Origin of the sequence: Phyllobacterium sp. UNC302MFCol5.2, assembly GCF_000686005.1 — a bacterium.
Classification (GTDB): domain Bacteria; phylum Pseudomonadota; class Alphaproteobacteria; order Rhizobiales; family Rhizobiaceae; genus Phyllobacterium; species Phyllobacterium pellucidum.
The window spans coordinates 322,876-348,510 of record NZ_JMLL01000010.1; the positions used below are offsets into that span (position 1 = coordinate 322,876).

Consider the following 25,635-nt stretch of genomic DNA (forward strand, 5'->3'; position numbering starts at 1 on the left):
CTTGATAAGGGACAGACGTTCAAAAGCACCTTTGCGCAAGGGATGAGCCGGCCAGGCGTCTCGCCCTACAACGGAACCCCAAACGGACGCAAGACCAGTAACATAGGGCTACATAAATGCAATGACCGGCAGCTCGTCAATCAATCACCATGTGCATCGTCGGTTTATCCAACACAATCACAACGGCTGTACTTTCCCCGGCAATGGCGAAGCGCGGAAAGGACAGCCACATGGATCAGACGTCGAACCTCAAATTGCCCTATATCGCCCCCTCGCAGGCGCAAAAGCACGTAACGCACAACGAGGCGATACGCGCGCTCGATGCTCTGGTGCAATTGTCGGTGCTGAGCAGCAATGCGCAGGCGGCGCCATCCAATCCCGCTGAAGGCGACCGCTACATTATCGGATCCGGGGCAAGCGGGGCCTGGGCCGGCAAGGATCAGCAGGTCGCCGCCTTTCAGGATGGTGCATGGGCGTTCTTTCAGCCCCTTGAGGGCTGGTCCGCATGGATCGCCAAGACCGCGAACTTCCTCGTGTTTACGAATGGCGCTTGGAAGGCCGCTGCAAGCGGTGGTACCAATCCCGTGAATGCGGTCGGCATCCAGACTGTCGCGGATGATACGAACCGCCTCGCCCTGAAAAGTCCGGCATCACTGTTCGACCACGCGGGCACGAGCCATCAAATCAAGATCAACAAGTCCGACGACAACCAGGCAGCGTCGCTCCTCTTCCAGTCGAACTATCAGGGCCGCGCCGAAATGGGCACGATATGGGGCCGCGACTTCCGTATCAAGACCAGTGCGGACGGCAGTAGCTGGCGCGATGTCATGATCGCCGACAATGCGACCGGCGTCGTGCGCTTCCCCAATGGCATTGCCAGCGCTGCCACCGGTAAACGCCTTTCCGGGCTTGTCTTTTTGCCGGCCGGGCCCGATGCGACGATCTATCAAATGCCGGGCAGCGCCACGCCGGCCGCCGCCAAGGTCGCCTCGATCGCCGCCGACATCATCACGCTCGCTGCCAATAGCGCCGTGAGCTTGTTTGGAACGGCCATGCGCGACGTCGCGATGGTCCGGCTCTGGAATGTCACCAAATCGCCAGCCCAGTCGGCCTGGGTCAAATGGGACACCGCCCTCAACGGACTTCAGGTCGTAAACGCCGATCATATCAAGCAATGGGCCTCCGGCGATGCGCTGCAGATCGTCGATCCGGTCAAAAAGACAATCGCTATCGATATCTCGCCGCTGATGCAAAAGCGGCTCGGCGGCGTGTTCGCACAGGACGGTGTGCTGCTCACGATCGTCAATTCGGGCAATCCCGTCGGCAGCCTCGTCCTGCCAAGTTCCGATCTGTCACCTCAGTCCGGAGCGAACCTCGTCTATTTCCGCGGTGATGAGACGCGCGTGTTCAACGTTGTCGGTGTCTATGGCTGATCAACTGCCCCGATAGGTCGAATAGGACCAGGGAGTGACCAGAAGCGGCACGTGATAATTTGCGTTCGTGTCGGCAATCGCGAAGCGTATCGGCACATCGTCGAGAAAGGCCGGGGTGTCGAGCGCAACGAGCTTGTGCTTGAAATATTCCTCGACGAAAAACGTCAGTTCGTAGCGGCCGACCGCCATCTCGTCCGCGGAAAGGAGGGGCTTGTCGGTGCGGCCATCCGCGTTGGTAACGGCGGTTTTGAGCAGGACAGGCCCGCCCTCCTCGATACGATGGAGTGTCAGGGCCATCCCGTCCGCGGGCTTTCCGGCGGAATTATCGAGAACATGCGTGGATAACTTTCCCATGTGAGGTCCTTAAGTGATCAAATCGTGCAAGCGAAACCGCGCAATCAGCGCGATCTGCCGTAAAGCTTCGGCGACTTCCTCGCCGGCATTGTGATCGAGGCGCTGGCGAAACGCCGCCATGATCGAGTGCTTGTTATGGCCGCGCACGGCAAGGATAAATGGAAAACCGAAACGGCTCTGATACGCGTTGTTGAGACGATGAAACTCCTCGAATTCCTCGTCGGTCAGCCGGTCAAGTCCGGCTCCGCGCTGTTCGCTGGTTGATTCGACGGTAAGACTGCCCTGGCGCGCCGCCTTCCCTGCCAAATCCGGATGCGCACGGATCAAGCCCAATTGTGCCGCCTGACCGGCCTTTTCGACGGCGACGACCATGGCGCCGTGCAGGATCTCGACGCTGGTGAATGGCCGCTGGCCGGCGACCGCCTCGGCGACCCACGGCGAATGTTCGAAGACACCGCCGAGCGCGCCAACGAATTCCTCCGTGCTGGCACTGTTCAGTTGTTCAAGCCTCATGTCCCCTCCCTCTCAAGCTGTTCGGTTGGCTTTGGCCTCCCCTACTGACCGTAGAACATTTTCCGGCGTTGCCGGAGAATCGAGATACGGAACGCCTCCGTGGATCGAGGCGATAGCGTCGCGGATCGCCAGCCAGACCGAAATGCCGAGCATCAATGGTGGTTCGCCAATCGCCTTGGAGCGAAATACCGTCTCCTCCTGGTTCGGCATATTGTCGAGAATGCGGACGTTGAATTCGGGCGGAACGTCGCGCGATCCCGGTATCTTGTAGGTCGAAGGTCCGACGGTGCGCAATTTGCCGGCCTTGTCCCACCACAGTTCCTCGCAGGTCACCCAGCCCATGCCCTGCACGAAAGCGCCCTCGATCTGGCCAAGGTCGATGGCGGGATTGAGCGGCGAGCCGACGTCCTGAAGGATATCGGCTCTGAGGCAACGGGTCTCGCCGGTCAGCGTGTCGATCGCAACTTCAGCAACCGCTGCTCCGTAGCTGAAATAGAAGAACGGGCGGCCCTTCATCGTTTTGCCGTCCCAATGGATCTTGGGCGTCGCATAATGGCCGGCCTCGGAAAGCTGAACGCGCTTGGCCCAGGACATTTTTGCAAGTTCGCCGAACGAAATCGATTCATTGCCGGCATGAACGCGGCCCTCGCGGTAGACGATCACGTCTTCCTCGACGTCGAAATGTTCGGCGGCCACCCGCGTCATGCGCGCCTTAATCGCGGTCGCCGCCTTGAAGGCTGCCATGCCGTTGAGGTCTGAGCCGGTCGAAGCGGCCGTCGCGCTGGTGTTCGGCACCTTGCCGGTCGCAGTGGAGGATATCCGCACCATGTCGAGCTCGACCTGGAACACTTCGGCGACAACTTGCGCGACTTTGATGAACAGCCCCTGCCCCATCTCGGTGCCGCCGTGATTGAGGAAGATCGAGCCGTCGAGATAGACATGGACGAGCGCGCCAGCCTGATTGAGCGAGGTCAAATTGAAGGAAATGCCGAATTTGATCGGCATCATGGCGAGGCCGCGCCTTATGACAGGATTGGTCGCATTATGCGCATCGATCTCGGCACGACGGCGGCTCCAGTCGGCTGAGGCAAGCACGGCTTCGGTGACCTCGACCAGGCGGTTGTCTTCTACCTTCTGGCCATACGGCGTCATATCGCCGGTTTCATCGCCATAATAATTGATGGCGCGGACGTTGTTGGGCTCGAGCTTCAGCTCGCGTGCGATCGTATCGATTATGCACTCGATGGCGATAATGCCCTGGGGCCCGCCAAAGCCGCGAAATGCGGTGTTCGAAACGGTATTCGTCTTGCAGGCATGACCGACAAAGCGGGCATGGGGGATGAAATAGGAATTGTCCGAATGGGTCAGGGTGCGCGTGATCACCGGCCCTGTGAGGTCGGGGAGATTGCCGGCCCGGGCAAGGTACTCGATGTCGAGCCCAACTATGCGGCCCGTGTTGTCGACGCCCGCCTTCCAGTTGACGACATAATCATGCCGCTTGCCGGTGGCGACCATGTCGTCGCGTCGCTTCAGGCGCATCTTGCACGGCTTGCCCGTCTGGGCCGCGATCAGCGCCGCCGCGCAGGCGATGATGGTCGGCTGGCTCTCCTTGCCGCCGAAACCGCCGCCCATGCGCCTCACCTGGCATTCGACCGCATTGGCATGAACGCCAAGGACGAGCGCCACATGGTGCTGGACTTCGGTCGGATGCTGGGTCGAAGAATGGACCAGCATTTCGCCGTTCTCGCCGGGAATGGCGTAGGCGATATGGGTTTCAAGGTAGAAATGATCCTGTCCGCCCATGCGCAGCTTGCCGGAGATGACATGGGGTGCGCCGGAGAGCGCCGTGTCGACATCGCCTTCGATGACCTGCTGCGCAGGAAGAACATAGCTCTTCTTATGATGTGCTTCCTCGATGTCCAAAAGCGGTTCGAGCTTTTCGATGTTCAGTTTGACGCGTTTGGCGGCGCGATAGGCTGTCTCGAAATCCGACGCGGCGACTGCGGCGACCACCCGTCCTTCGTAATCGACGATATATTCCGCAAACAGCGTCTCGCCGTGGAGGATAGGGCCAACTTCGTTGTGACCGGGTATGTCCTTCGCCGACCAGATGCCGGCGACGCCCGGCATCGCCAACGCTTCCGAAGCGTCGATACCAAGAAGCCTGCCGTGCGCCACCGGCGCAAGAACGAAGGCCGCATGCAATGTCCCAGGCAGTTCCGGCATATCGTCGATATAGGCGGCTTCGCCAGCGACGTGCCTTGCCGCAGAGTCATGGGCGATACCCTTGCCGACGATACTGCGGTGAACGATCTTGGCATCGATATTCATAGCGCCATCACCTCCACCGTCTCGCCTGCCACATCGCGCCAGAAGCGCTCGGCAAGGTTTGCAGCGACCTCAAGGCGATAATCGGCGCTACCACGCCAATCGGTCAACGGCTTGAACTCGGTTGCAATCGCTGCGGCGCAGGCTGCAACTGCCTTTCTGTCAAAACTGGTTCCGACGAGCGCGCGTTCAGCTTCAGGAGAGCGGCGCGGTGTTGCCGCCATGCCGCCAAAAGCGATGCGGGCGCTGCGAACCTGACCTTCCTCTCGCACGATCGAAAACGCAGCGCAGACGGTGGATATATCCTGGTCGTAGCGCTTCGATATCTTGTAGACGCGAAAATCCTGGCCTTCCCTGGGCTTGGGGATCGAGACAGAAGCGATCACCTCGTCGGCACGCAGTTCCGTCTTGCGGTAATCGAGGAAGAAATCTTCAAGCGATAGGAAACGGTGGCCGCTCTGGGAGGCAAGCTCGATTTCGGCGCCGAGGGCAATCAGCGCGGGCGGTCCATCACCGATGGGGCTCGCGGTGCCGATATTGCCGCCGATCGTGCCCATGGACCGGATTTGCGTCGAACCGAAGCGCCGGATCAGCGTAGCGAAGGATGGATAAATCGGCGTGACCGCAGCCAGCACTTCCTCCCACGTCACCGCCGCGCCGAAACTCAGATGATTGTCGGTCTCGCGAATCGCCCGCAATTCGCTGACCCGAGCCAGCGAAATCACATCGTCCCAATCGCTGTGATAATCGGCCAATGCCACGCCGAGGTCGGTGCCGCCGCCAAGTAAAATCGCCTGCGGTCTCTCCTTGCGCAGTTGCAGAAGCGCATTGAGCGTCGCTGGCTGATCGAACGACGCACCGCCGGCCGAAACCGATCGGCGCGGCTCAATCTTCGCAAAAGCCGTAACTGCGGGGCCGCTGATGCCGGCGCCACCGGCACCGATTACCTTGCGTGCTGCTTCGACTATGGGCCTGTAGCCGGTGCACCGGCACAGATTGCCGGCAAGGGCATCGTGAATATCCTGTTCGCCGGATTCCGGGTTGGCCGCGGCGAGACCCGCGATCGAAATGACGATGCCGGGCGTGCAGAAGCCGCATTGGGAAGAACCGTTTTCCGCCATCGCGAGCTGGACCGGGTGCAGGTGTTCGCCCTTCAAGCCCTCAACCGTAACCAGCGCACGGCCGTCGATCTGGCCCATCGCAAGGATACAGCTGTTGGCGGCGTGATAGTGCACGCGAGGTTCGGCGCCCTCTTCTGAAGGATCGCCGACGAGGACAGAGCACGCCCCGCAATCGCCTTCCGCACACCCTTCCTTGGTACCTGTCAGGCGCGCCGGACCGCGCAACCAATCCAGCACCGTCATATCGGGTCGAACTGCAGCTTCCTGCAATTGACCATTGAGAAAAAACCGCATCGTCGTAGCCATGTCAGCAGCTTCGACCGGCTGGACGTGGGCGTCAAGTGGCGAGATTGCGCAATGACATAGGGGCGATCAGATGGAGCCAATCCGGTAAAGACGGTCTTCAAAGAAGAATTCTTCGAGATTGTTGCCCTCGCCGCCGCGGTCGACGACCACGAAGTCCGATTCGGCCTCGAGCGATATCAGCGGATGATGCCAGGCGTTGCGGGCATAGTTGACGCCCTGGTTGCCCTGGCACAGGAACGCGACCGGCGATCCCGGCCGCCCGCCTTCATCTTCGGCCACCACCGCAAGGTAGGGCCGGCCCTGCAGCGGCATGAAAGCCTGGCTTCCGAGGGGATGACGTTCCAGCATCTTGATGTCGATCGGCGGCGCGAGACTCTGGCCGCGAAATATATTAACCAGCACGCGGGCTCCCGGTCCCGTCACATCGACCTTTGCGAGGTCGTGGAAGCGCTGCGTCGTGCCGCCGTTGATAAGGCGCATCTGCGCGCCTGCGGTTTCGATGACGTCGCCATAGGGTGAGAATGCCGCCCGCGTCAGCGGCGTGACATTGAGGCTGAGGATTTCCATCTTAGTTTTCGTCTGCCGGGGGGTGATGTTCGTGCCAATGATTGGCGATATCGATGCGCCGCGTGATCCAGGCGCCTTCCTGATGCTGGACATAATCGAGGAAGCGCTCCAGCGCCGCGGCGCGTCCCGGCCGGCCGACCAGCCGGCAATGCAGGCCGATCGACATCATCTTCGGCGCGCCTTCCCTGCCCTCGGCATAAAGCACGTCGAACGTATCCTTGAGGTAGGTATAGAACTGATCGCCTGAGTTGAACCCTTGCGGCGTCGCAAAGCGCATGTCGTTGGCATCGAGCGTGTAGGGCACGATCAGATGCCGGCCCTTTGGACCCTTGACCCAATAGGGCAACTCGTCGGCATAGCTATCGGCGGAATAGACGAAGCCGCCCTCCTCCATGACGATCTTCAGCGTATTATCCGACGGTTTACCCTGGTAGATCCCGAGCGGCCGCGACCCGGTAATCTCGGTATGCAGGCGTACCGCTTCAAGAATGTGCTGTCGCTCAGTGTCCTCGGGACAGTCCTTGTATTCGAGCCAACGCAGGCCGTGGCTCGCAATTTCCCAATCGGCCTCCTTCATGGCGGCGACAGCTTCGGGGTTGCGCGCCATGGCAAGGGTAACCCCATAGACCGTGACCGGCATCTTGCGCTTGGTAAACATGCGCCACAGCCGCCAGAAACCGGCCCGTGCGCCATACTCATAGATCGATTCCATGTTCAGGTTGCGCTGGCCCGGCCAGGGCTGCGCGCCGACGATCTCCGACAGAAGGCACTCCGATGCCGGATCATTATCGAGGATCGAGCTCTCGCCGCCTTCCTCGTAGTTGACAACGAACTGCACGGCGATGCGTGCGCCGCCCGGCCATTTCGGGTCGGGCGTGTTTCGGCCATAGCCGATCAAATCCCGCGGATAATCTGACAAGACGTGCCTCTTATTTTTGAACGAGTATCATGAGAAACTGCGAAGGCCGCATCGCAAAGTCAATGGCCGGCGCAAAAACAAAGGCCGCGGACGATGCCGCGGCCCAACGATGGTTGCGGCAAGTTCTTAACGGCGCTTGAGCAACGAGCCAATGGCCGGAACGATGGCAGCCGCCAGAGCGAGCTTCAAAATGTCAGCGACAATGAATGGACCAACGCCGAAGGTGAACGCCTTCTCGAAGCCGAAGAGATAGGCCATCCACAGGAAGCCGAGGCCGAGAATGGCAACCTCCGCGGCTAGCATCGCCGCGCCGAGAACGATTGGATTGCGGGCATAACCCTTGTCGGCGGCGGTGCCGACGATCCATGCGGCAACGAGATAGGAGACGAGGTAACCGCCCGTCGGTCCAACCATATAGGCAAGGCCGATGCCTTTTTCTGGCGTGCCGGTGAAAATTGGCATGCCAAGCGCGCCTTCAAGCAGATAGAGCGCCATGGTAGCGACGGCAAGCCGCGAGCCGTAGGCGGCGGAGATGGCGAATACGGCAAAAGTCTGCATCGTCACATTGACGAAGACCATGTCTACCTTGGTCTTGGCGGCAAGTGTCATCAGCGCGGTGCCGATCAGGGCGAGCGTGACATACCAGACCGCTTTGGCGAGTTGACCTTCAGGCTGGAATTCTTGGGCAAGGGAACGGGTTTGCGCAGCGATCATGTCGATATCCTCTGTATAGCCTTCGCCGTGGGGCGGTATTTCCACCGTTTGTGAAAACGGTATATTGGGGATTATGCCGCGCCGCAATATGTCGAAAAGGCTTCGAAGGGTCCGCTTGCGTTCATGTCTCTAGTTTTCGACACCAGTTTTGCGCCGCGCTACGGTGAAGCGGTCGATATCGCCCCGAAGGTTCAGCGGATAACCGTCAACAATCCAAGCCCGTTCACCTTTCACGGCACGAACTCCTATCTCGTCGGCCGTGAGACGCTGGCGTTGATCGATCCTGGACCGCTGGATGACGCCCATCACGCAGCGCTCATCCGCGCCATCGCCGGGCGCCCGGTCAGCCACATCTTCGTCAGCCATACCCACCGCGACCACTCACCGCTCGCCGCGCGCTTGCGCGATGAACTCGGCGCCGTCGTCGTCGCCGAAGGGCCGCATCGTCCGGCGCGGCCACTGCATGTCGGTGAAGTCAATCTCCTCGACGCCAGCGGCGATACGGACTTCGTTCCTGATCTCGTGGCCAGTGACGGGTCGGTGATCGAGGGCGACGGCTGGGCGCTGCGTTCGATCCATACGCCCGGCCACACCGCCAATCATATAGTATTTGCACTCGAGGAGATCGGCGTGCTGTTTTCCGCCGACCACGTCATGGCCTGGGCGACATCGATCGTAGCGCCGCCGGACGGCGCAATGTCAGACTACATGCGCTCGCTCGACCTGCTGCTTCACCGCCATGACCGCATCTATTTCCCCGGGCACGGCGGACCTGTCACCAAGCCAAAGACCTTTGTGCGCGGCCTGAAGGCGCACCGCAAAATGCGCGAACGCGCCATCCTCGAGCGCGTGCGGGCCGGCGACCGCACGATTCCTGCCATGGTCGGCGTCATTTACCGGGAAACCGATCCACGCCTGCATGGCGCCGCCGGCCTTTCGGTTCTTGCCCATCTCGAAGATCTCGTCGCGCGCGGCGTCGTCCACACCGACGGCAATCCAGCCATTGACGGCGTCTACTGGTAGCGATCGGCTAGGGCTGCTCCGGCTGCGTCGTTTCCTCGTCGGGCTGGGTGCCCTGCACCTCCGTGTCAAGCGCCGTCATGAATGCAGTGATGCGGTCGGCATTCTCGCCAAGATCATGAATGCCGTAGCGGGAGACGGAGCGCATGTCGACATAGGTAGTCTCGCCTTCGTCGGTGAGGCGGATAACGACGTCGCTGGTAAAGCCGAGCAGCCAGGTGCGGGCCACGACTTCGAGAAGGATTTCCTCGTCGTCGCCGGGTTCCCCCTTCTGGCTCAGCACCGTCCATCCATTGTTGGAGATAACGGTATTCACCGCCGTCAGGATCCGATCGGGCGAACCGTCATAGCGGCGGCCCGTGACCTGCGGATAGGCGCTCGATTGCAGTCCCCGGCTTTCCTCATCATTGACGAGCGGGTTCATCCGCTCGCTACGCTGGCCGGCAGCGAAAAGCTCAGGCGGGTCGGCTATATCAGTGGAAACGTCGTAGAGTGTCGGCAGCGTCAGTGCCTGGTAGAGGGTCATTGCGAAGGGCGCCAGAACGATGAGGGCGACGATCCCGCCCCAGAACGCACTCGGTCCGCCCCGGTCGCCCCGGCGCCAAAGGCTGGTGAAGCCCTTGAAGCTCAAAAGCAATGCAAGCAGCGCCAGCCCGGCGACGACCGCAAGCAGCCAGAGAAATTCCGGCGTCTCGATGCGCTCGAAGCGATGCCCGAGCCCGGACAGAACGAAGAGGATCGCGGCCAGAAAAGCCACGCGCACCGACCACTTGGCTGAAATCGACTGGCGGCGGCGAAAATGATGGCGCATGGAATCCCGGCGATGCACAAAACGGCTCGCCAAGAGCTAATCGCATAATCGACACGAGGCAAGCGCGCGTGACAAATCACGTGTTTCCAATTCCAGCATATCCATCCATTCATTCGCTCTCCCGCCCGGCACTCGAGCCGGGAGGGAAGCGTTGTCGCTGTTCGCGCTCTGCTTAGACTACATAGTCCATGTAGACGCGCTTTGCCTCGTCATACTGCCTGCCGATGGCTGGATCGCTCTTGCCGATCCTGCCGTTTTCGAGCCGGCCTGCATAACGACGCAGATAAGTCCCATCATCGAAGAAGGCCACGTCGTACCAGCCGTCAGCCGTTGCTGTTTCCACAGCGGTCGTTCCCTCGGCGACGGACTTGGTCTCACCCGTATAGGCATTTACCATGGTGAGTTTGCCGTTCGGGTTCCACTTGCCGAAACCGAACTCGATCTTGGCAGCATCGGCCTTCGACTTGACGTCGACGATTTCGGCGAACAGTTGTTGCGTCGCAGTCTGGAAATTACCGCGCAGTTCAAGAAGATAGCCATTTGGGCCATGGATGGCATAGGAATACAGACCATCCGGACTCGTGGGTGTCAGGACGTCCGAAAGCTCGCTTCGCAAGCCGTCTTTCTTTGCGCCTTCAACGCTATAGAGTTTCACCTTGTCCTTGGTGGTATAGGGAATAACGGTAAAAGCCGTACCGAGCGGCCCAGGATTCCTGAATGTCAGCCGCACGGATTTCGATTCGACCGCTGTGATTACGTGGAAGTCATAAGCGATGGGCAATTTTTCGCAGCGTGCGCGGTCTTGTTTCAGCGCGGTTTTGGTGTGAAGGGGATCAGCCTTCATATGATCGACCCCAGCTGTAGCTCCTTGAAGCCACCCAACGGGCACTATTTTTTTTTCTTCACTTGACATGATCCGGGCTTTAGTCGCGGCCGGTACAACCTGCTCGAGGGCGGTGGTTTCCGACCGTTTGAAATCCAGTGTGCTGGTAAGGTCACCTGCGATCGCCAGCCGCCACGACGAGAGATTTTCGAAGGCCGGCGCGTCCGGCTTTTGAAGGCCGCGAGCGACAAGCCATTTATCAAGAAAGCGGATGGCCGAGGTGTGATCGAAAACTTCCGAATTGACGCGGCCGCCCGTGCTCCAGGGCGAAATGATCAACGCGGGAACGCGAGCCCCCATCCCGATGGGGTTTTTAGATTGGATCGAGGTTTCAGAGTTAGCAGTGCCAGGGACGTCGAATGTTATGCCGGGCGTGGTCTTGCCGTTGACGGGGTCGATGGGTGGGACCGGCTGCACGACATGGTCAAAGAACCCGCCATTTTCATCATAATTGATGATGAACAGCGTTTTCTTCCACACTTCCTTGTTGGTCGTGAAGGCGCGCAGGATCTCGTGCACGTAATATTCGCCGAAATGTGGCGGGAAGTGCGGGTGTTCGGTGAACGCCTCGGGCGCGACGATCCATGAAACGGCCGGAAGCGTGTTATCCCTTACGTCCTGTTCAAATTGCGATGGCACGTCGACGCTGGTTCGCAGAACCGGATTGACCGTCTGGTTCTTCTTGTAGATCGCTGTGGACTTGTCCTGAAATTGCTTGAAGGCGTCGAGAACATTGTCACCGTAATTGCCGGTGAACGTATTTCCGTCCAGGCCCTCCTGATAGAATTTCCAGCTTACCCCCAGTAACTCCAGTTTCTCGGGATAGCTTGTCCAGTCCAGCTTATCCCGATCTGCAGGGTTGGCATGGCTGAAATAGTCGTTCTCCGTTCTGCCCTTGCACGTCCCGGTAAAGAATATGCTCCGGTTTGCGTCGGTGCCGCCGTTATGCGCACAATGGTACGCATCGCAAAGCGTGAAGGCTCGTGCCAGCTTGAAGTACAGCGGAATATCGATTTCGGTGTAATGGGACATGGTGACGATTTTTTTCTTCTCGATCCACTGGTCCATAAGACCACCGTTCCAGGCACCCAGGCTATCGCCAAACCTGTGCGCTGGATCCTCGATGTAGGTACCGCCGGCGCTCGAGGGGTCGACCGGCTCCAGCAGAGTTGGTACGGCGCGCTTGTCTTTGAACATGCGATAGGGCGTCGAATCCGGTATGATGCCGGTGACGGGGTCAGGCTTTCTGGGCCAGGCCGCCGATTGCTGCCAGACCGATTTGCCGTTCCTCAATTTCATTGGACGCGGGTCGCCAAAGCCGCGAACACCGCGCAGCGTGCCGAAATAGTGATCGAAGGACCGGTTTTCCTGCATCAGGAAAACGACGTGCTCAATATCGGCGAGCGAACCTTCCTTGCACTCACCTTCCACCGTCAGCAATTCATCAATGGTTGAAGCCGACTGTGCGAGTGCCTCCGCCATGTAGGCCGAGCATGCCGCATAGGCGGCGGCGCTGGTGCCGGCAAGGCCGAGCAACTTGATAAAATCACGTCGTTGCATAAAAAGTCCTCTTAAATGAATTCATTAATCCAGTGACCGAACGATGAAATCGTCATCCGGCATCAAAATGGTAAGTCGGTGCGGGCTAAATCCGATCAGGCGACGAGCGGCTTGTAGACCCTTTCCTTTTCGTCATATTGCAGGCCGATAGCGGGATCACTTTTGCCGATCTTGCCGTTCTCCAGATGTCCGGCATAGCGTCGCAGATAACGCGACGGCGCATTTACCGCGTCCACGAACGAGACATCGTACCAACCATCGGACGTCGGAATATCGACCGTGGTGGTACCGGCTTCAACCAGTACGATATTGCCGGTATAGGCGTTGGTGACCTTCAGGCGGCCGTTGACGCCGGGCCACTTCAGCGTGAAGCGGATGGTTTTTGCTTCGTCGATGGAAACAGCATCGGAAACGTCGGCGAGTTGCAATTCCGTCGGATTGGCGCCCGGGGCCCCCATGAACTCAAAGAGATAGCCATTGGGGCCATGCACGGCATAGGAGTAGTTTTTGGTGGTCGCGTTTTTCGCGCCGAAATTTGCATAGGCCTGATCCTTCACCGTAACCGGCGTTCCTTTCGAGCCTTCGACCGAAAAATACCAGGGACCGTCGCCCGGCCATGTGCCTGGCCTGTCATAGGGGATGACATAAAACGAGGCGGCGAGCTTGCCTCGATTGGTGATCGAATATTTCACGTCATTGGCGGTAACGGTAGCACCAACAAAGAAATCATAGTCGAGCGGCATGATCTCGCAACGCGTCCGATCCTGCTTCAGGAGCGTCGGCTTGGCGATGTCGGGATCGCTCTTGTAGATGGTCAGGTCAGGGTTGAGGCCCGGCGTCTTCCTGGCATTGCTTTGTTGCGCGGCGGTAAAGACGACGCCCAGCTTGGTCGTATCGGCCACAGCTTCCGGTTTAGTAAGCACCTTGCGCTTGAAATCGAGCGCACTCGTGAAATCGCCGGCGATGGCCCGGCGCCAGGACGAAAGGGGATAGAAGTCGTCCTTAAGTTTCTTGCCTTTTGCCATGAGCCAGGCGTCGACGAACTGGATGGCCGATGTATGATCGAAGATTTCCGAGCACACCCTTCCGCCGACGCTCCATGGAGAAATCACGAGCGTCGGGACCCGTACACCCATGCCCATCATATTCATAAGCTTTGAGTTGCTTGTTACGGCTGCTTCTGAATCAATATCGCGCTGCGGAGTGCTGGTGGCGGTAATCAGGCCCGTCACCTTGATACCGGGCGAGGCTTCGCCGTAGGTGCTGCTAAATGGAGGGGTCGGCGCGGGAACATGGTCGAAAAAGCCGCCATTTTCATCATAGGTGATGATGAATACAGTTTTTTTCCACACTTCGACGTTGGCTGTAAATGCGCGAAGAATTTCGTGGACGTAGTACTCACCAAGATGCGGAGACCATTTCGGATGCTCGCAGAAGGCTTCAGGCGCGGCGATCCAGGAAACAGCCGGCAGCTTGTCGTCGATGATGTCTTGCTCGAACTGCGAAGGCTTGTTGGGATCGGTTCGTAAGATCGAATTTACCGTCTGGTTCTTCTTGTAGATCGGCGTGGTGTTATCGCGGTATTGCTGGAAATATTCGAGCGTGTTGTCGCCGTAGTTGCCCGCAAAGGGATCGCTCGTCCAAGTAAGGCCGTCCTGGTAGAATTTCCAGTCCACGCCGATTTCTTCCAGCCGCTCGGGGTAACTCTTCCAGTTCGGCCTTGCGCCGTCCTTGGAGCCGCTGAACGAATCGTTGCCGATCTTTCCGTTGCTGTGCCCGGTGTAGAAATAGCTGCGGTTGGGATCGGTGTAGCCGTGAACGGAGCAAAAATACGCATCGCACAAGGTAAATGCCTTGGCCAACTTGAAATAGAGTGGAATATCCGCTTCCACATAATGCGCCATGGTGACGATCTGCTTCTTCGGGATCCAGTTGTCCATGCGCCCGTAGTTCCACGCACCGACACCGCTGCCGTAGTCATGCGCAGGGTCCGTAATGAACACCCCGCCCACGGTTCCTTCCGGGCTTGTATCGTCCGAAGGCTTGTTGGCGGCAATATTCGGCATGCGGTACGGCTTTATCCGCTGCGCATCCGGAGCCGGGGGCTCCTTTGTCGGATCGAATCCGGCCTGCAATTGCTCCCACACGGGACGTCCGTCACGCATGCGCAGCGGACGCGGATCACCGAAACCGCGCACGCCGCGCAGCGTGCCGAAATAGTGGTCGAACGACCGGTTTTCCTGCATCAGGAATACGACGTGCTCGATATCGTTTAGCGAGCCGTTGTTGATGCAGTCGTTCGATGCGACCAGCAGATCTTCGATGGTGGCGGGCGCGTCGGCAAGAGCCTCCATCATGTAACTAGAGCACGCCGCGTAGGCTGCTGCGCTGGTTCCGGCAAGACCCAGCATTTTGATAAAATCGCGTCTATCCATGGATAAACTCCCTGAAAACCAGTTCGTTAATGAAAAATCAAAACGGCATGAAAAAACTTACTGGCAAACGCTCTTGGCGATCTTCAGAAGCTTGTCATTGGAAGCATCACGTTCCTTGATGGCCTTGTCCTTGGCGGCAAACGCTGCATCACGCTCGGTCTGCGCGGCCTTGATATCCGCTTCCTTCTTGGCGATTTCGGTCTTCTGGCTGTCGATCTGCGCTTGCGCCTGATCGCTTTGCTTTTGCAGGTCGTCCCGCTTGGTGGCCATGGCGGTCAGATCCTTAGCGGACTGCTCAAGCTGTTTGGTCAGATCGCCTTTGTCGGTCGTCGCCTGATCGAAGCTCTTTTGCAGTTCGTCGCGCTTAGCGGCCATCGTCGCCAGATCCGAGCTGGCTGTCTCGAGCTGCTTGGCAAGCGCGGCTTCTTCGGTCGTCGCCTGATCGAAGCTCTTTTGCAGATCGTCGCGCTTGGCCGTCATCGCGGTCAGGTCCTTGCCGGACTGCTCAAGCTGTTTGGCTAGCTCGGCCTTGCCGGCAGTTGCCTCATCGAAGCTCTTTTGCAGTTCGTTGCGCTTGGCGGTCATCGCCGTCAGATCCGAGCTGGCCGTCTCAAGCTGCTTGGCAAGAGCGGCCTTGTCGGTCGTCGCCTGATCGAAGCTCTTCTGCAGATCGTCCCGCTTGGCAGTCATGGAAGCCAGATCCGCACCAGCCGTCTCAAGCTTCTTGGTCAGACTGGCCTTCTCCGCCGTCGCCGTGTCTACGCTCTTTTGCAGATCGTCGCGCTTGGCGGTTATTGCAGCGAGATCCTTGCCGGACTGCTCGAGCTTTTTGGTCAGGTCCGCTTTGTCACCGGTGGTCGTGGCAAGCTGGGTTTTGAGCGCCGTGAGTTCCGTGGTTTTCTCCACGACGGATTTGTCGAGTAAGGCAATCTTCGCCAGATTGGCCTCAATCTCCGTGAGCTTCTGGTCGCGTTCGGCGGCGATCTTGTCCTTGTCGGCAACCATCTGCGACAGTTGCGTGGAAATGCTTTCCTTCTCAGCCGCAACTTTTTTCAACTCGGCAGCAAGCTTGTCCTTGTCGGCTGCAACAGTTTGGAATGTAGTTGTGATAGAAGCTTTTTCGCTGCTGACCACTTCGATCGTCTTCTTGAGTTCCGCGTTCTCCTTCTTGGCGCTTTCCAGTTCTTCGGACTGGGCGTCGAACGTCGATTGTGCAACGGAATTAGGCGCCGGTTGCGACGAGTCCGAACCGTCGCAGGCAGAAATGAGGACGAGCGGAATGAGAGCGAGAAGATTGTTCTTCAAAATAATTTCTCCAAATAAATAGCCGGCCAATTAACTGGCGGGTCGCTGCGAAAATCGTTTTCTTAAAAAAGATGGCGCACAACCCCTTACATGAGAAAGCACGCGTCAAAATCCTGAAGTGGGGTAAGCGAATACGGGGCAAATGTAATAGCTGGATGACAGGCCCCGACATTCCGGAACCTGCATCATCTTGCCGCACGACCGACCGCACGTTTAGCGCGTTTACATTTCGTGAGTGGATGGTTCGTCGCTCTGCTGACATCATCGCAGTGGTGATTTGGGCTGCATCCACGTCGCAGAAAAAGCGGCAGTCGGCGGGCCAGTTAAGTAATAAAAATAAATAGATAGAGAATGTGAGGCTGGGGCATGATGCCAGACGTTGAAAAGCCGGTGTCACTAGAGGTTGTGGAGATCGAGCTTGCGCTCGGTGCGCAGGATATCGTGGCAGACGGCTTCGAAGGCGCACTGCAAAAGGCTGCGGAACTCGTCAATGGCGAGGTGATCTTCAACATCCGGGCTCCCGAAGATAGCGACGAGCAACGTATTGGCGCCATCTCGATTTCTGACGGCACAACGGACCAGACCGTTTTTATCATGCTCGGCAAGGACGGGACCACGCTAAGCGTCACGCCCGAACAGGACCAGACGACGCTTTTCGACAAGCTCGGGCCGGATTTCGCCGCTGTCATGAAAGGCTTGCGGCGCTAACGCCTTTTCACGCGCGTCGCGCCTTTCGCTTGCCGACAACTCTCGCTAAGATTGAACCTTCCTCTCAAGCCGGAGTCCTGAAATGGCGAATAGCCGTCCCCTCACCAATGTCCAGCAGCGCGACGTCAACGCAATCCTTCATCCCTATACCCCGATCCACAAGCTCCAGGAGATGGGGCCGCTCGTCATGGGCCATGGCAAGGGCGTCTATCTCTACGATACGCAGGGCAAGGAGTATATCGAGGGGATGTCGGGGCTTTGGTGCGCTGGGCTCGGCTTCGGCGACGAGGAAATGATCGAGGCGGCAACCGAGCAGATGCGCACGCTGCCCTATTATCACCTCTTCGGCGGCAAGGGCATGGAGCCCGCCATCGAGCTTGCCGAAAAACTCAAGGAACTGGCGCCCGTGCCGATCTCGAAGGTGTTTTATACATCGTCGGGTTCGGAGGCCAACGATACGCAGGTCAAGCTTGCCTGGTATTATAACAATGCGCTTGGCCGGCCGAACAAAAAGAAGATCATCTCGCGCGTCAAAGCCTATCACGGCGTCACAGTCATGTCGGCTTCGCTTACCGGACTTCCGGGCAACCACAAGGGTTGGGACCTGCCGGTTCCCGGCATCCTGCACACCGATTGCCCGCATTATTATCGTTTCGGGTTTGAAGGCGAGAGCGAAGCGGAGTTCGTCGCGCGCCTCGCACAATCGTTGAAGGACATGATCGAGCGCGAAGGTCCGGAGACGATTGCCGCGTTCATCGCCGAGCCGGTCATGGGCGCGGGCGGGGTCATCGTGCCGCCGGCGAACTACTTCGCGGCAATTGAACCCGTCCTGCGCGAGCACGACATCCTCATCATCTCCGACGAGGTGATCAACGGTTTCGGTCGCACCGGCAACTGGTGGGGGAGCCAGAGCGTCGGCATGACGCCGACGACGATTTCGGCTGCCAAACAGCTTACCGCCGCCTATTCGCCGCTGGGTGCCGTGCTGGTGCCCGAAGACGTCTACCAGGCCTATGTCGATCACAGCGCCCAGCTCGGCACGTTTGGCCATGGCTTCACCTATGGCGGTCATCCTGTCGGTTGCGCGCTCGGCATCAAGGCGATCGAGATTTACCAGCGCCGCAATATCGTCGAGGAGGTCCGCCGCCTGACGCCGACCTTCGAGGCGCGGCTTGCCAGGGTGAAGGATCATCCGCTCGTCGGCGATGTACGCAATTGCGGGCTGATGGGCGCGGTCGAACTCGTCGCTGACAAGGCCACCAAGCGCTCGTTCGATCCGGCGCACGGGGTTGCGGCGCAACTCGCGCGTTTCCTGGAGGGTCACGGCGCCGTCCTGCGCGCCATTGGCGATTCCATCGCATTCTGCCCGCCGATGATCATCACCGAGGCCGAGCTCAACGAGCTCTTCAATCGCTTCGAGCTCGCGCTTGCCGATACAGAAGCGCATGTATCCAGCAACAGCCTGCGCGCTGCTGCCTGATCAGAGCATTCACAGAAATGAAAATGGCCGCCTTGCGCGGCCGTTTTTTCTAGACGCCCGACTGCACCGGCTTTTCGCTCTCCGTCACGTCCTCGAGACGTACGAAATGGAAGCCTTTTTGCTTGAGGGCAAGGACGCCCTTGACGACGCCGGCACCGGCAACGCGCGACGGCTGGTTGATGTGGGCGATGATGACATCGCCATCCTTGGCTCCGGTGATGCGCTTTTCAACCTGGGCCGACATCAACGATGCACCCATATCGGCATTGAGCGAATAGCCCGCGACGCGATAGCCCATCGAATGGATCAGTGCGATGGCGTCGTCGCTGTAGCGAGCCGTTGCATCGCGATACCATACGGGCTTTACCTTGGCTGATGCCTCCATCGCGAGCGCTCCGCCGGCGATCTCGGCCTGGATCGCCTCCTGCGAGCCTGCCGTCTTCAGCCCGAACATCTCCTGCTGGTTGTCGATCGCCGGTACGTGATTGAGGCCATGGTTTTCGAGTTCGAACAGATCGCGATGTGCCTGCAGGATTGCGACGGCTTCCGGATTACGCTTGAGCCAACGACCGGTAACGAAGATCGTCGCCGGAATGCGATTGTCCACAAGGGCATTAAGGATGCGCATGTCGGTTTGGCCGGCGCAGGCATCTAAAGTCAGGGCAACTTGCGGCGCGGCGTGACCGCCCTTCGCAATGTAGAGTTTCGGCTCAACGAAATGCGGCTTATCGCCAGCCACGGCATTCGCCATGGGCAGCGCCAGCAGGAGGGCGGTGAGGGCTGGCAAGGCTTTGACCACGGTGTTCGCCGTTCTTGGAGGAATCTCGCGCGCAGATAGGCCAAGCAAACCGAGCGGATTTAAGGCAGAACCGCTCAGCCTTTCTTTGGCTTTGCCGATGCCTGCGCCGCTGCGAGCCTAGCGATGGGCACACGGAACGGCGAACAGGACACATAGTCCAGCCCGGTTTCGTCGCAGAACTTGATCGAGGCCGGATCGCCGCCATGTTCGCCGCAAATGCCGAGCTTGATACCCGGGCGTGTCGCCCTGCCCTTTTCCACGGCGATGCGGACGAGTTCGCCGACCCCGTCGACGTCGATCGAGACGAACGGATCCTGCTCGATAATGCCCTTCGCCTGGTAGGTCGTCAGGAAGGAGGACGCATCATCGCGCGAGATGCCGAACGTGGTCTGCGTCAAATCATTGGTACCGAAGGAGAAAAACTCGGCGACCTCGGCGATCGAATGCGCCCGCACGGCGGCGCGCGGCAATTCGATCATGGTGCCGACAAGGTAATTGATCTTGATATCGGCTTCCTTCATCACATCGGCAGCCACCGCATCGATGCGCGCCTTGACGAAATCGAGTTCGGCCCGAAGCCCGACTAGCGGCACCATGATTTCCGGTTCGACCGGCGCACCGGTCGACTTGGCTGCGGCAACGGCTGCCTCGAAAATGGCACGCGCCTGCATTTCCGCGATCTCCGGATAGGAGATTGCGAGGCGGCAACCACGGTGGCCGAGCATAGGGTTGAATTCGTGCAAACTGTCAGTGCGCTCGCGCAACTTGTCGGCGCTGACATTCATCGCAGCGGCAACCTCGGCGATTTCTTCCTCGGTCTTCGGCAGAAATTCATGCAAGGGCGGGTCGAGCAGACGGATCGTGACCGGCAGACCGTTCATGATCTCGAACAATTCGACGAAATCCGATCGCTGCATCGGCAGCAGCTTCTCAAGCGCGATCCTGCGGCCCTTTTCGTTGTCGGCGAGGATCATCTCGCGCATGGCGACGATGCGCTCGCCCTCGAAGAACATGTGTTCAGTGCGGCAAAGGCCGATGCCCTCGGCGCCGAAGGAGCGCGCCGTGCGCGCATCGGTCGGGGTTTCGGCATTGGCACGCACCTTCATGCGCCGCGTCTTGTCGGCCCATTCCATGATCTGGCCGAAATCGCCCGAAAGCTCCGGCTGCAGCATGGGCACGGAGCCCTTCAGCACCTGCCCCGTGCCGCCATCGACGGTGATGATGTCGCCTTTCTTAAGAACGACGCCCATGGCGAGCAGCGTTTCATTGCGGTAGTCGACCCGCAACGAACCAGCGCCGGAGACGCAAGGCTTGCCCATGCCGCGCGCAACCACAGCCGCGTGGCTGGTCATGCCGCCGCGCGTCGTCAGGATGCCTTCTGCCGCATGCATGCCATGGATGTCTTCCGGGCTCGTCTCGATACGCACGAGAATGACCTTGCGGCCTTCGGCCTTCGCCTGTTCGGCATCTTCGGAAGAGAAGACAAGTTCACCCGTGGCAGCGCCCGGAGATGCAGGCAGGCCGGTCCCGATCACGTCGCGCTTGGCTTTCGGATCGATGGTCGGGTGCAGCAACTGGTCGAGCGAGGCCGGATCGATGCGCAACACGGCTTCCTCGCGGGTAATCAGCCCCTCGTTCGCCATGTCGACGGCAATCCTCAGCGCAGCCTTGGCCGTGCGCTTGCCGGCCCGTGTCTGCAACATCCACAATTTGCCGTCCTCGATGGTGAATTCGAGATCCTGCATGTCGGTATAATGCTTCTCAAGCCGGTCCGAGACGGCGCAGAACTCGGCAAAAGCCTGGGGCATGACTTTCTCGAGCGACGGCTTGTCGGACCCGGCGGCGATCCGCGCATCTTCGGTGATGTTCTGCGGCGTGCGAATGCCGGCAACGACATCCTCGCCCTGGGCATTAACCAGGAACTCACCGTAAAGCTTCTTTTCGCCGGTTGATGGATTGCGCGTGAAGGCGACGCCTGTCGCCGAGCGATCGCCCATATTGCCGAAGACCATCGCCTGAATGTTGACGGCCGTGCCCCAGTTTTCCGGAATGCCGTGCAGGCGGCGATAGGTAATCGCACGCGTGTTCATCCAGCTCGAAAATACAGCGCCGATCGCGCCCCAAAGTTGCTCCTCGGGATCCTGCGGGAATGGTTTTTCCAGCTCTTCCTCGATTTTTTCCTTGTAGAGCTCGATGATGTTTTTCCAATCGTCGGCGCTGAGTGCCGTATCGACCTCGTGGCCGAGATTGGCCTTGGTGTCTTCGAGGATTTCCTCGAAAACCGAGTGGTCGAGGCCCATGACGACATCGGAATACATCTGGATGAAGCGGCGATAGCTATCGTAGGCGAAACGGGGATCGCCCGATTCCTCAGCAATTGCTTCCACGGTTTCGTCATTCAGGCCGAGATTGAGGACCGTATCCATCATCCCGGGCATCGATGCTCGCGAACCCGAGCGCACCGAAACGAGAAGCGGCTTTGCCTTGTCGCCGAAGGTTCGGCCAGTCACGGCAGCAATATGCTCCAGCGACTTCTTGACGTCGGCGCTGAGCGCTTCAGGGTATTTGCGGCCGTTCTCGTAGAACCAGCTGCACACATCGGTGGTAATCGTAAAGCCCGGAGGAACCGGCAGGCCGAGTGCGCACATCTCGGCGAGGTTGGCGCCTTTGCCTCCCAGGAGATTTCGATCATTGGCAGAACCCTCTGCCTTGCCGTCACCGAACGTGTAGACCCATTTCATTCTAGCAGCCTCCCTTGGCACAAGAGAGGTCTACGCGATCGATCCGTCAAGCACCACCGAAAAATGCTGCATTGCACCATTCAAATCGATTAGCAGAGTAAAACAGCATTAAGCTTTGAAAAGCTTCGTCATTTCAGCGGCTGGAACTCAGCTCGCTTCGCGCAATTGCTCCGCAGTCTGGAGATCAACGGAAACAAGCTGGCTTACACCCTGCTCGCCCATGGTGACGCCGAACAGCCGGTTCATCCGCGCCATGGTGATGGGGTTGTGGGTAATGACCACGAACCGCGTATCCGTGGAGGAAGCCATCTCGTCCATCAAATTGCAGAAGCGCTCGACATTGTGATCGTCGAGCGGCGCATCGACTTCGTCGAGCACGCAGATCGGTGCGGGATTGGTGAGGAACACGGCGAAGATCAGCGCCATCGCCGTCAGCGCCTGTTCGCCGCCGGAGAGTAGCGTCATGGTCTGCGGTTTCTTGCCCGGCGGCCGCGCAAGGATTTCGAGCCCTGCCTCGAGCGGATCGTCGGATTCGATCAGTTGCAGTTCCGCCGTGCCACCGCCGAAGAGATGGGTGAACAGGCGCTGGAACTGGACGTTCACCACCTCGAACGCCGCAAGCAAGCGCTCGCGACCTTCGCGGTTGAGGCTCTGGATGGCCTGGCGCAGTTTCTTGACGGCCTCAATTATGTCCTCGCGCTCGCTGACGATCGCTTCGAGGCGGGCGGAAAGTTCCTCCTGCTCTTCCTCGGCGCGCAGGTTGACTGCACCGAGCCGTTCGCGCTCGATTTTCAACCGCTCAAGATTTCGTTCGGTCGCGTCCACATCCGGAAGCGGATCATTGGGTCCGAGACCTGTCAGCTTCAAGGCCTCGTGCGGTGCGCAGTGAAGGGCCTCAGTGATGCGCGCTTCGGTATCCTTGCGCCGCTCCTGCGCTGCCGCGAGGCGTTCTTCAGCGCGCGCCCTGCCCTCACGCGCTGTCGCCAGCGCCTGAATGGCTTCGGTTGCGGCCCGGTCGAGTTCATGCTGGCGGTTTTCGGCCACGGCAAGCCGGTCTGCGGCATCGCGGCGAAGCAGGTCGGCCTCGGAAAGCTGCGACAGCAAAGTACGGTTGCGATCCTCTATTTCCTCCGGCGCATCCGCCAGTTGCTCGGATTCGCGCTCGGTTTCGAGCCGCCGTTCGATCAGCGATTTGATCTGGCGGTCGGCGTTGTCGGCGCGCCCGATCCAGCTCTTGCGCTCAAATGCAATGGCTTCGAGCCGGCGCATGCGATTGTCCGCCTCGCGGCGCAGCCCGTCATGAATGGCGCGCGCTTCCGACAGTCCGGCGCGGTCCTGCGTGACCTCGCTTGTCAGATGGGCGAGACGCAAATCGAGGTCCTGCAGGTCGATCGCATGGGCCAGCCTCGTTTCGGCGTCCACATACTGTTCGTGCGCTTCTTCGAGCGTTTCGGCGAGCCGTGTCTTGCCCTCTTCGAGCGCTGCTCGGCGGCTCGACAGTTGGCCCGCCGCCCGCTCGGCCGCTGCCAGCGCTTCGCGTGCGTCACTCACTGCGCGTTGCGTGCCGCGGACCCGCTCGCGGGCTCCACGTTCGGCATCGACCAATTGACGGACACTGGCTTCCGCGCCGGCAATCGCGGCTTCCGCCTCGCGCAACCGTTTCGTTGCCGCCACAACTTCGAGATCGAGTTCTGCCAGCCGGTTCTTCTGGGCAAGCCGCTGCGCCGCCGGCGTTGGGGCATCGGCCCTTGCGGTATAGCCATCCCAGCGCCATAGCGCACCGGAGCGGCTGACCAGGCGTTGCCCGGCTTGTAGCGACGCTTGCAGCCGGGCACCATCGGCTTCATCGACGACGCCAATCTGCGCCAGACTGCGTGCCAATTGCCGTGGGGCGCGGACAAATTCCGAGAGCGACCGGACGCCGGACGGAAGATCCGGATCACCGCCCGCATTGTCGACGTCGCTCCAGAATACGGGTGCACCATGATCGGTCGGTGCGTCGAGATCCTCCCCGAGCGCGGCACCGAGCGCAACTTCGTACCCCTTGTCCACCTTGATCGATTCGACAACCGGCGGGAAAAGGTCCGTGCCTCCGGCGTTGATCATCCTGGCAAGTGTATGCGCCTCGGTTTCGATACGGCCAAGCTCAGCACGCGTCTCCTGCAAGGGTTGCCGCAGTTCCGCTTCTCGCTGGCGCGCATCTTCGACGGCAGTTTCGGCAATAATCGCGGACTCTTCGGCCTGCGCCAACTCGGCTTCGGCGGCTTCAACCAAACCCTGCTTTTCGACCGGGTCAGCCAAGGCAGAGATCTCGCCGATCACACTGGCGAGATCGCGTTCGACATCGCCAAGCTGGCGCACCAGCCGGTCGCGGCGTTCAGCGCTATCTCGCATGTTGCGCTCGATCTGCGCCCGTTCGGCGGATGCTTCGGCGCGTTCGGCCGTAAGCTTGGTAAGCGCAGCCTCACTTTCCTTCAGCTTCGCATCGGCGCGTTCGAATTCGGCGCGTGTCGCAATCTCGCGTTCGCCGGCGCCGGCATTTTCTTCGTGAAGCGCCTGTTCTTCTGCCTCGAGCCGGGCGAGAACGTCAGCATTGTCGCGCACCATTTGCTCTTCGCGGGCAATGTCCGCCGTAAACTGCACAAGTCGCTTTTCAAGTTCACCCTGACGGGCGCGGATGCGCTCTGCCTCTTCGTTGAGTTGTGCGCGGTCGATGGTAAGGCGTTGAAGAACCGCGGCGGCCTTCGCCTCTGCCTCACGCAGGTCCGGCAGCTTGTGCGCGCCGATGGCCTGTTCCTTGGCGGCATTCATCTGCAGCTGGGCCTGCTCGCCGACGCCCGATGTCGCCACCGACAGCGCCGACTGGGCTTCGCCTTCATGCGCCTTGGCGACCGCCCACTTCAGATGCAACAGGATCGCTTCGGAACGGCGGATATCGGCGGAAAGGCTCTTGAAGCGGTTTGCCTGGCGCGATTGCCGGCGCAGGCTTTCGATCTGGGTTTCGAGTTCGCCGACAACGTCTTCAAGCCGCTCGAGATTCTGCTCGGCCGCGCGCAGTCTCAGTTCCGCCTCATGCCGGCGCGTGTGCAGGCCGGAAATGCCCGCAGCTTCTTCGAGCAATGCACGGCGCGCTTGGGGCTTTGCCTGAATAAGTTCACCGATGCGGCCCTGTCCGACCATGGAGGGAGAGCGCGCGCCTGTGGACTGGTCGGCAAACAGCAGTTGCACATCCTTGGCGCGCGCATCCTTGCCGTTGATGCGGTAGACGGACCCTGCCTCGCGTTCGATGCGGCGCGATACCTGCAGTTCATCGGCATTGTTGAACGCAGAGGGTGCAGTGCGGTCCTGATTGTCGAGAAAGAGCGTTACTTCCGCCGTATTGCGCGATGGGCGCGTTCCGGACCCGGAGAATATCACGTCATCCATGCCGGATGCGCGCATGTTCTTGTAGGAATTCTCGCCCATCACCCAGCGCAGCGCTTCGACAAGGTTGGACTTGCCGCAGCCATTGGGGCCGACAACGCCGGTGAGCCCGCCTTCGATGACGAATTCAGCAGGCTCGACGAAGGATTTGAAGCCGAGGAGGCGGAGTTTGGTGAAGCGCATCAGCAGCCCTTCCCGTCACCGGGCGCCCGAAT

At 59.7% G+C, this 25,635-nt stretch carries 18 protein-coding genes; 4 read left to right on the forward strand and 14 right to left on the reverse strand.

Annotated elements, in window-relative coordinates:
- Positions 1–230: 230 nt before the first annotated feature.
- Positions 231–1,433 (forward strand): DUF2793 domain-containing protein, encoded by a 1,203-nt coding sequence (locus BR48_RS25400; protein WP_051614511.1) that lies wholly within the window; start codon positions 231–233, stop codon positions 1,431–1,433.
- On the opposite strand, the gene uraH is transcribed toward BR48_RS25400, so the two are convergent.
- From uraH to BR48_RS0103535, 7 genes are all read right to left on the reverse strand, one after another.
- On the reverse strand, positions 1,434–1,787 hold the full coding sequence (gene uraH, locus BR48_RS26575; protein WP_027230037.1) for a hydroxyisourate hydrolase: 354 nt from the start codon (positions 1,785–1,787) through the stop codon (positions 1,434–1,436).
- A gap of 9 nt (positions 1,788–1,796) precedes the next feature.
- A complete protein-coding gene (gene uraD / locus BR48_RS26580) occupies positions 1,797–2,300 on the reverse strand; it encodes a 2-oxo-4-hydroxy-4-carboxy-5-ureidoimidazoline decarboxylase (RefSeq protein WP_027230038.1) in 504 nt (167 codons plus the stop codon).
- Positions 2,301–2,312: 12 nt separating this feature from the next.
- Positions 2,313–4,631 (reverse strand): xanthine dehydrogenase molybdopterin binding subunit, encoded by a 2,319-nt coding sequence (gene xdhB / locus BR48_RS0103515; RefSeq protein ID WP_027230039.1) that lies wholly within the window; start codon positions 4,629–4,631, stop codon positions 2,313–2,315.
- Complete coding sequence (gene xdhA / locus BR48_RS0103520) at positions 4,628–6,055, reverse strand: xanthine dehydrogenase small subunit (protein WP_027230040.1); 1,428 nt, start codon at positions 6,053–6,055, stop codon at positions 4,628–4,630. The genes xdhB and xdhA overlap by 4 nt, the downstream gene beginning before the upstream one ends.
- A gap of 66 nt (positions 6,056–6,121) precedes the next feature.
- The gene (locus BR48_RS0103525; protein ID WP_027230041.1) at positions 6,122–6,622 is read right to left on the reverse strand and encodes an ureidoglycolate lyase; all 501 of its coding nucleotides are present in this window, start codon (positions 6,620–6,622) and stop codon (positions 6,122–6,124) included.
- A 1-nt stretch (position 6,623) separates the two neighbouring features.
- Positions 6,624–7,541, reverse strand: a complete 918-nt coding sequence (puuE, locus tag BR48_RS0103530; RefSeq protein WP_027230042.1) for an allantoinase PuuE — start codon at positions 7,539–7,541, stop codon at positions 6,624–6,626.
- 126 nt (positions 7,542–7,667) lie between these two features.
- Positions 7,668–8,255, reverse strand: a complete 588-nt coding sequence (locus tag BR48_RS0103535) for a biotin transporter BioY (RefSeq protein ID WP_027230043.1) — start codon at positions 8,253–8,255, stop codon at positions 7,668–7,670.
- 123 nt (positions 8,256–8,378) lie between these two features.
- On the opposite strand from BR48_RS0103535, the gene BR48_RS0103540 reads away from it, so the two are divergent.
- Positions 8,379–9,278, forward strand: a complete 900-nt coding sequence (locus BR48_RS0103540) for an MBL fold metallo-hydrolase (RefSeq protein WP_027230044.1) — start codon at positions 8,379–8,381, stop codon at positions 9,276–9,278.
- Between the two features lie 7 nt (positions 9,279–9,285).
- On the opposite strand, the gene BR48_RS0103545 is transcribed toward BR48_RS0103540, so the two are convergent.
- The 4 genes from BR48_RS0103545 to BR48_RS0103560 all read right to left on the reverse strand — a co-directional run bounded on the left by BR48_RS0103545 (position 9,286) and on the right by BR48_RS0103560 (position 16,269).
- Positions 9,286–10,086, reverse strand: a complete 801-nt coding sequence (locus BR48_RS0103545) for a DUF1499 domain-containing protein (protein ID WP_027230045.1) — start codon at positions 10,084–10,086, stop codon at positions 9,286–9,288.
- Positions 10,087–10,258: 172 nt separating this feature from the next.
- A complete protein-coding gene (locus tag BR48_RS0103550; RefSeq protein WP_027230046.1) occupies positions 10,259–12,529 on the reverse strand; it encodes a phospholipase C, phosphocholine-specific in 2,271 nt (756 codons plus the stop codon).
- A gap of 95 nt (positions 12,530–12,624) precedes the next feature.
- Positions 12,625–14,964, reverse strand: a complete 2,340-nt coding sequence (locus tag BR48_RS0103555; protein WP_081815745.1) for an alkaline phosphatase family protein — start codon at positions 14,962–14,964, stop codon at positions 12,625–12,627.
- Positions 14,965–15,021: 57 nt separating this feature from the next.
- Positions 15,022–16,269, reverse strand: coding sequence for a hypothetical protein (locus BR48_RS0103560; RefSeq protein ID WP_027230048.1), 1,248 nt, complete (start codon positions 16,267–16,269; stop codon positions 15,022–15,024).
- Positions 16,270–16,635: 366 nt separating this feature from the next.
- On the opposite strand from BR48_RS0103560, the gene BR48_RS23695 reads away from it, so the two are divergent.
- Both BR48_RS23695 and BR48_RS0103570 read left to right on the forward strand, forming a co-directional pair.
- The gene (locus BR48_RS23695) at positions 16,636–16,977 is read left to right on the forward strand and encodes a hypothetical protein (protein ID WP_051614512.1); all 342 of its coding nucleotides are present in this window, start codon (positions 16,636–16,638) and stop codon (positions 16,975–16,977) included.
- A gap of 82 nt (positions 16,978–17,059) precedes the next feature.
- Complete coding sequence (locus BR48_RS0103570; RefSeq protein WP_027230049.1) at positions 17,060–18,457, forward strand: aminotransferase; 1,398 nt, start codon at positions 17,060–17,062, stop codon at positions 18,455–18,457.
- A gap of 49 nt (positions 18,458–18,506) precedes the next feature.
- Here the strand turns inward: BR48_RS0103570 and BR48_RS23700 are convergent, their stop codons facing one another.
- The 3 genes from BR48_RS23700 to BR48_RS0103585 form a co-directional block, all read right to left on the reverse strand.
- Positions 18,507–19,208, reverse strand: a complete 702-nt coding sequence (locus tag BR48_RS23700; RefSeq protein ID WP_081815829.1) for a polysaccharide deacetylase family protein — start codon at positions 19,206–19,208, stop codon at positions 18,507–18,509.
- Between the two features lie 122 nt (positions 19,209–19,330).
- Positions 19,331–21,997: a pyruvate, phosphate dikinase gene (ppdK, locus tag BR48_RS0103580; protein ID WP_036813267.1), complete on the reverse strand. Its 2,667-nt coding sequence runs from the start codon at positions 21,995–21,997 to the stop codon at positions 19,331–19,333.
- A gap of 147 nt (positions 21,998–22,144) precedes the next feature.
- Positions 22,145–25,603: a chromosome segregation SMC family protein gene (locus BR48_RS0103585; RefSeq protein ID WP_027230051.1), complete on the reverse strand. Its 3,459-nt coding sequence runs from the start codon at positions 25,601–25,603 to the stop codon at positions 22,145–22,147.
- Between the last annotated feature and the right edge of the window lie 32 nt (positions 25,604–25,635).

Excerpts from the sequence above, each read along its gene's own strand:
- BR48_RS25400 (WP_051614511.1), top strand. The coding sequence starts at position 231 with ATGGATCAGACGTCGAACCTCAAATTGCCCTATATCGCCCCCTCGCAG.
- uraH (WP_027230037.1), bottom strand. The coding sequence starts at position 1,787 with ATGGGAAAGTTATCCACGCATGTTCTCGATAATTCCGCCGGAAAGCCC.
- uraD (WP_027230038.1), bottom strand. The coding sequence starts at position 2,300 with ATGAGGCTTGAACAACTGAACAGTGCCAGCACGGAGGAATTCGTTGGC.
- xdhB (WP_027230039.1), bottom strand. The coding sequence starts at position 4,631 with ATGAATATCGATGCCAAGATCGTTCACCGCAGTATCGTCGGCAAGGGT.
- xdhA (WP_027230040.1), bottom strand. The coding sequence starts at position 6,055 with ATGGCTACGACGATGCGGTTTTTTCTCAATGGTCAATTGCAGGAAGCT.
- BR48_RS0103525 (WP_027230041.1), bottom strand. The coding sequence starts at position 6,622 with ATGGAAATCCTCAGCCTCAATGTCACGCCGCTGACGCGGGCGGCATTC.
- BR48_RS0103535 (WP_027230043.1), bottom strand. The coding sequence starts at position 8,255 with ATGATCGCTGCGCAAACCCGTTCCCTTGCCCAAGAATTCCAGCCTGAA.
- BR48_RS0103540 (WP_027230044.1), top strand. The coding sequence starts at position 8,379 with ATGTCTCTAGTTTTCGACACCAGTTTTGCGCCGCGCTACGGTGAAGCG.
- BR48_RS0103545 (WP_027230045.1), bottom strand. The coding sequence starts at position 10,086 with ATGCGCCATCATTTTCGCCGCCGCCAGTCGATTTCAGCCAAGTGGTCG.
- BR48_RS0103550 (WP_027230046.1), bottom strand. The coding sequence starts at position 12,529 with ATGCAACGACGTGATTTTATCAAGTTGCTCGGCCTTGCCGGCACCAGC.
- BR48_RS0103555 (WP_081815745.1), bottom strand. The coding sequence starts at position 14,964 with ATGGATAGACGCGATTTTATCAAAATGCTGGGTCTTGCCGGAACCAGC.
- BR48_RS23695 (WP_051614512.1), top strand. The coding sequence starts at position 16,636 with ATGATGCCAGACGTTGAAAAGCCGGTGTCACTAGAGGTTGTGGAGATC.
- BR48_RS0103570 (WP_027230049.1), top strand. The coding sequence starts at position 17,060 with ATGGCGAATAGCCGTCCCCTCACCAATGTCCAGCAGCGCGACGTCAAC.
- BR48_RS23700 (WP_081815829.1), bottom strand. The coding sequence starts at position 19,208 with ATGGCGAATGCCGTGGCTGGCGATAAGCCGCATTTCGTTGAGCCGAAA.
- ppdK (WP_036813267.1), bottom strand. The coding sequence starts at position 21,997 with ATGAAATGGGTCTACACGTTCGGTGACGGCAAGGCAGAGGGTTCTGCC.
- BR48_RS0103585 (WP_027230051.1), bottom strand. The coding sequence starts at position 25,603 with ATGCGCTTCACCAAACTCCGCCTCCTCGGCTTCAAATCCTTCGTCGAG.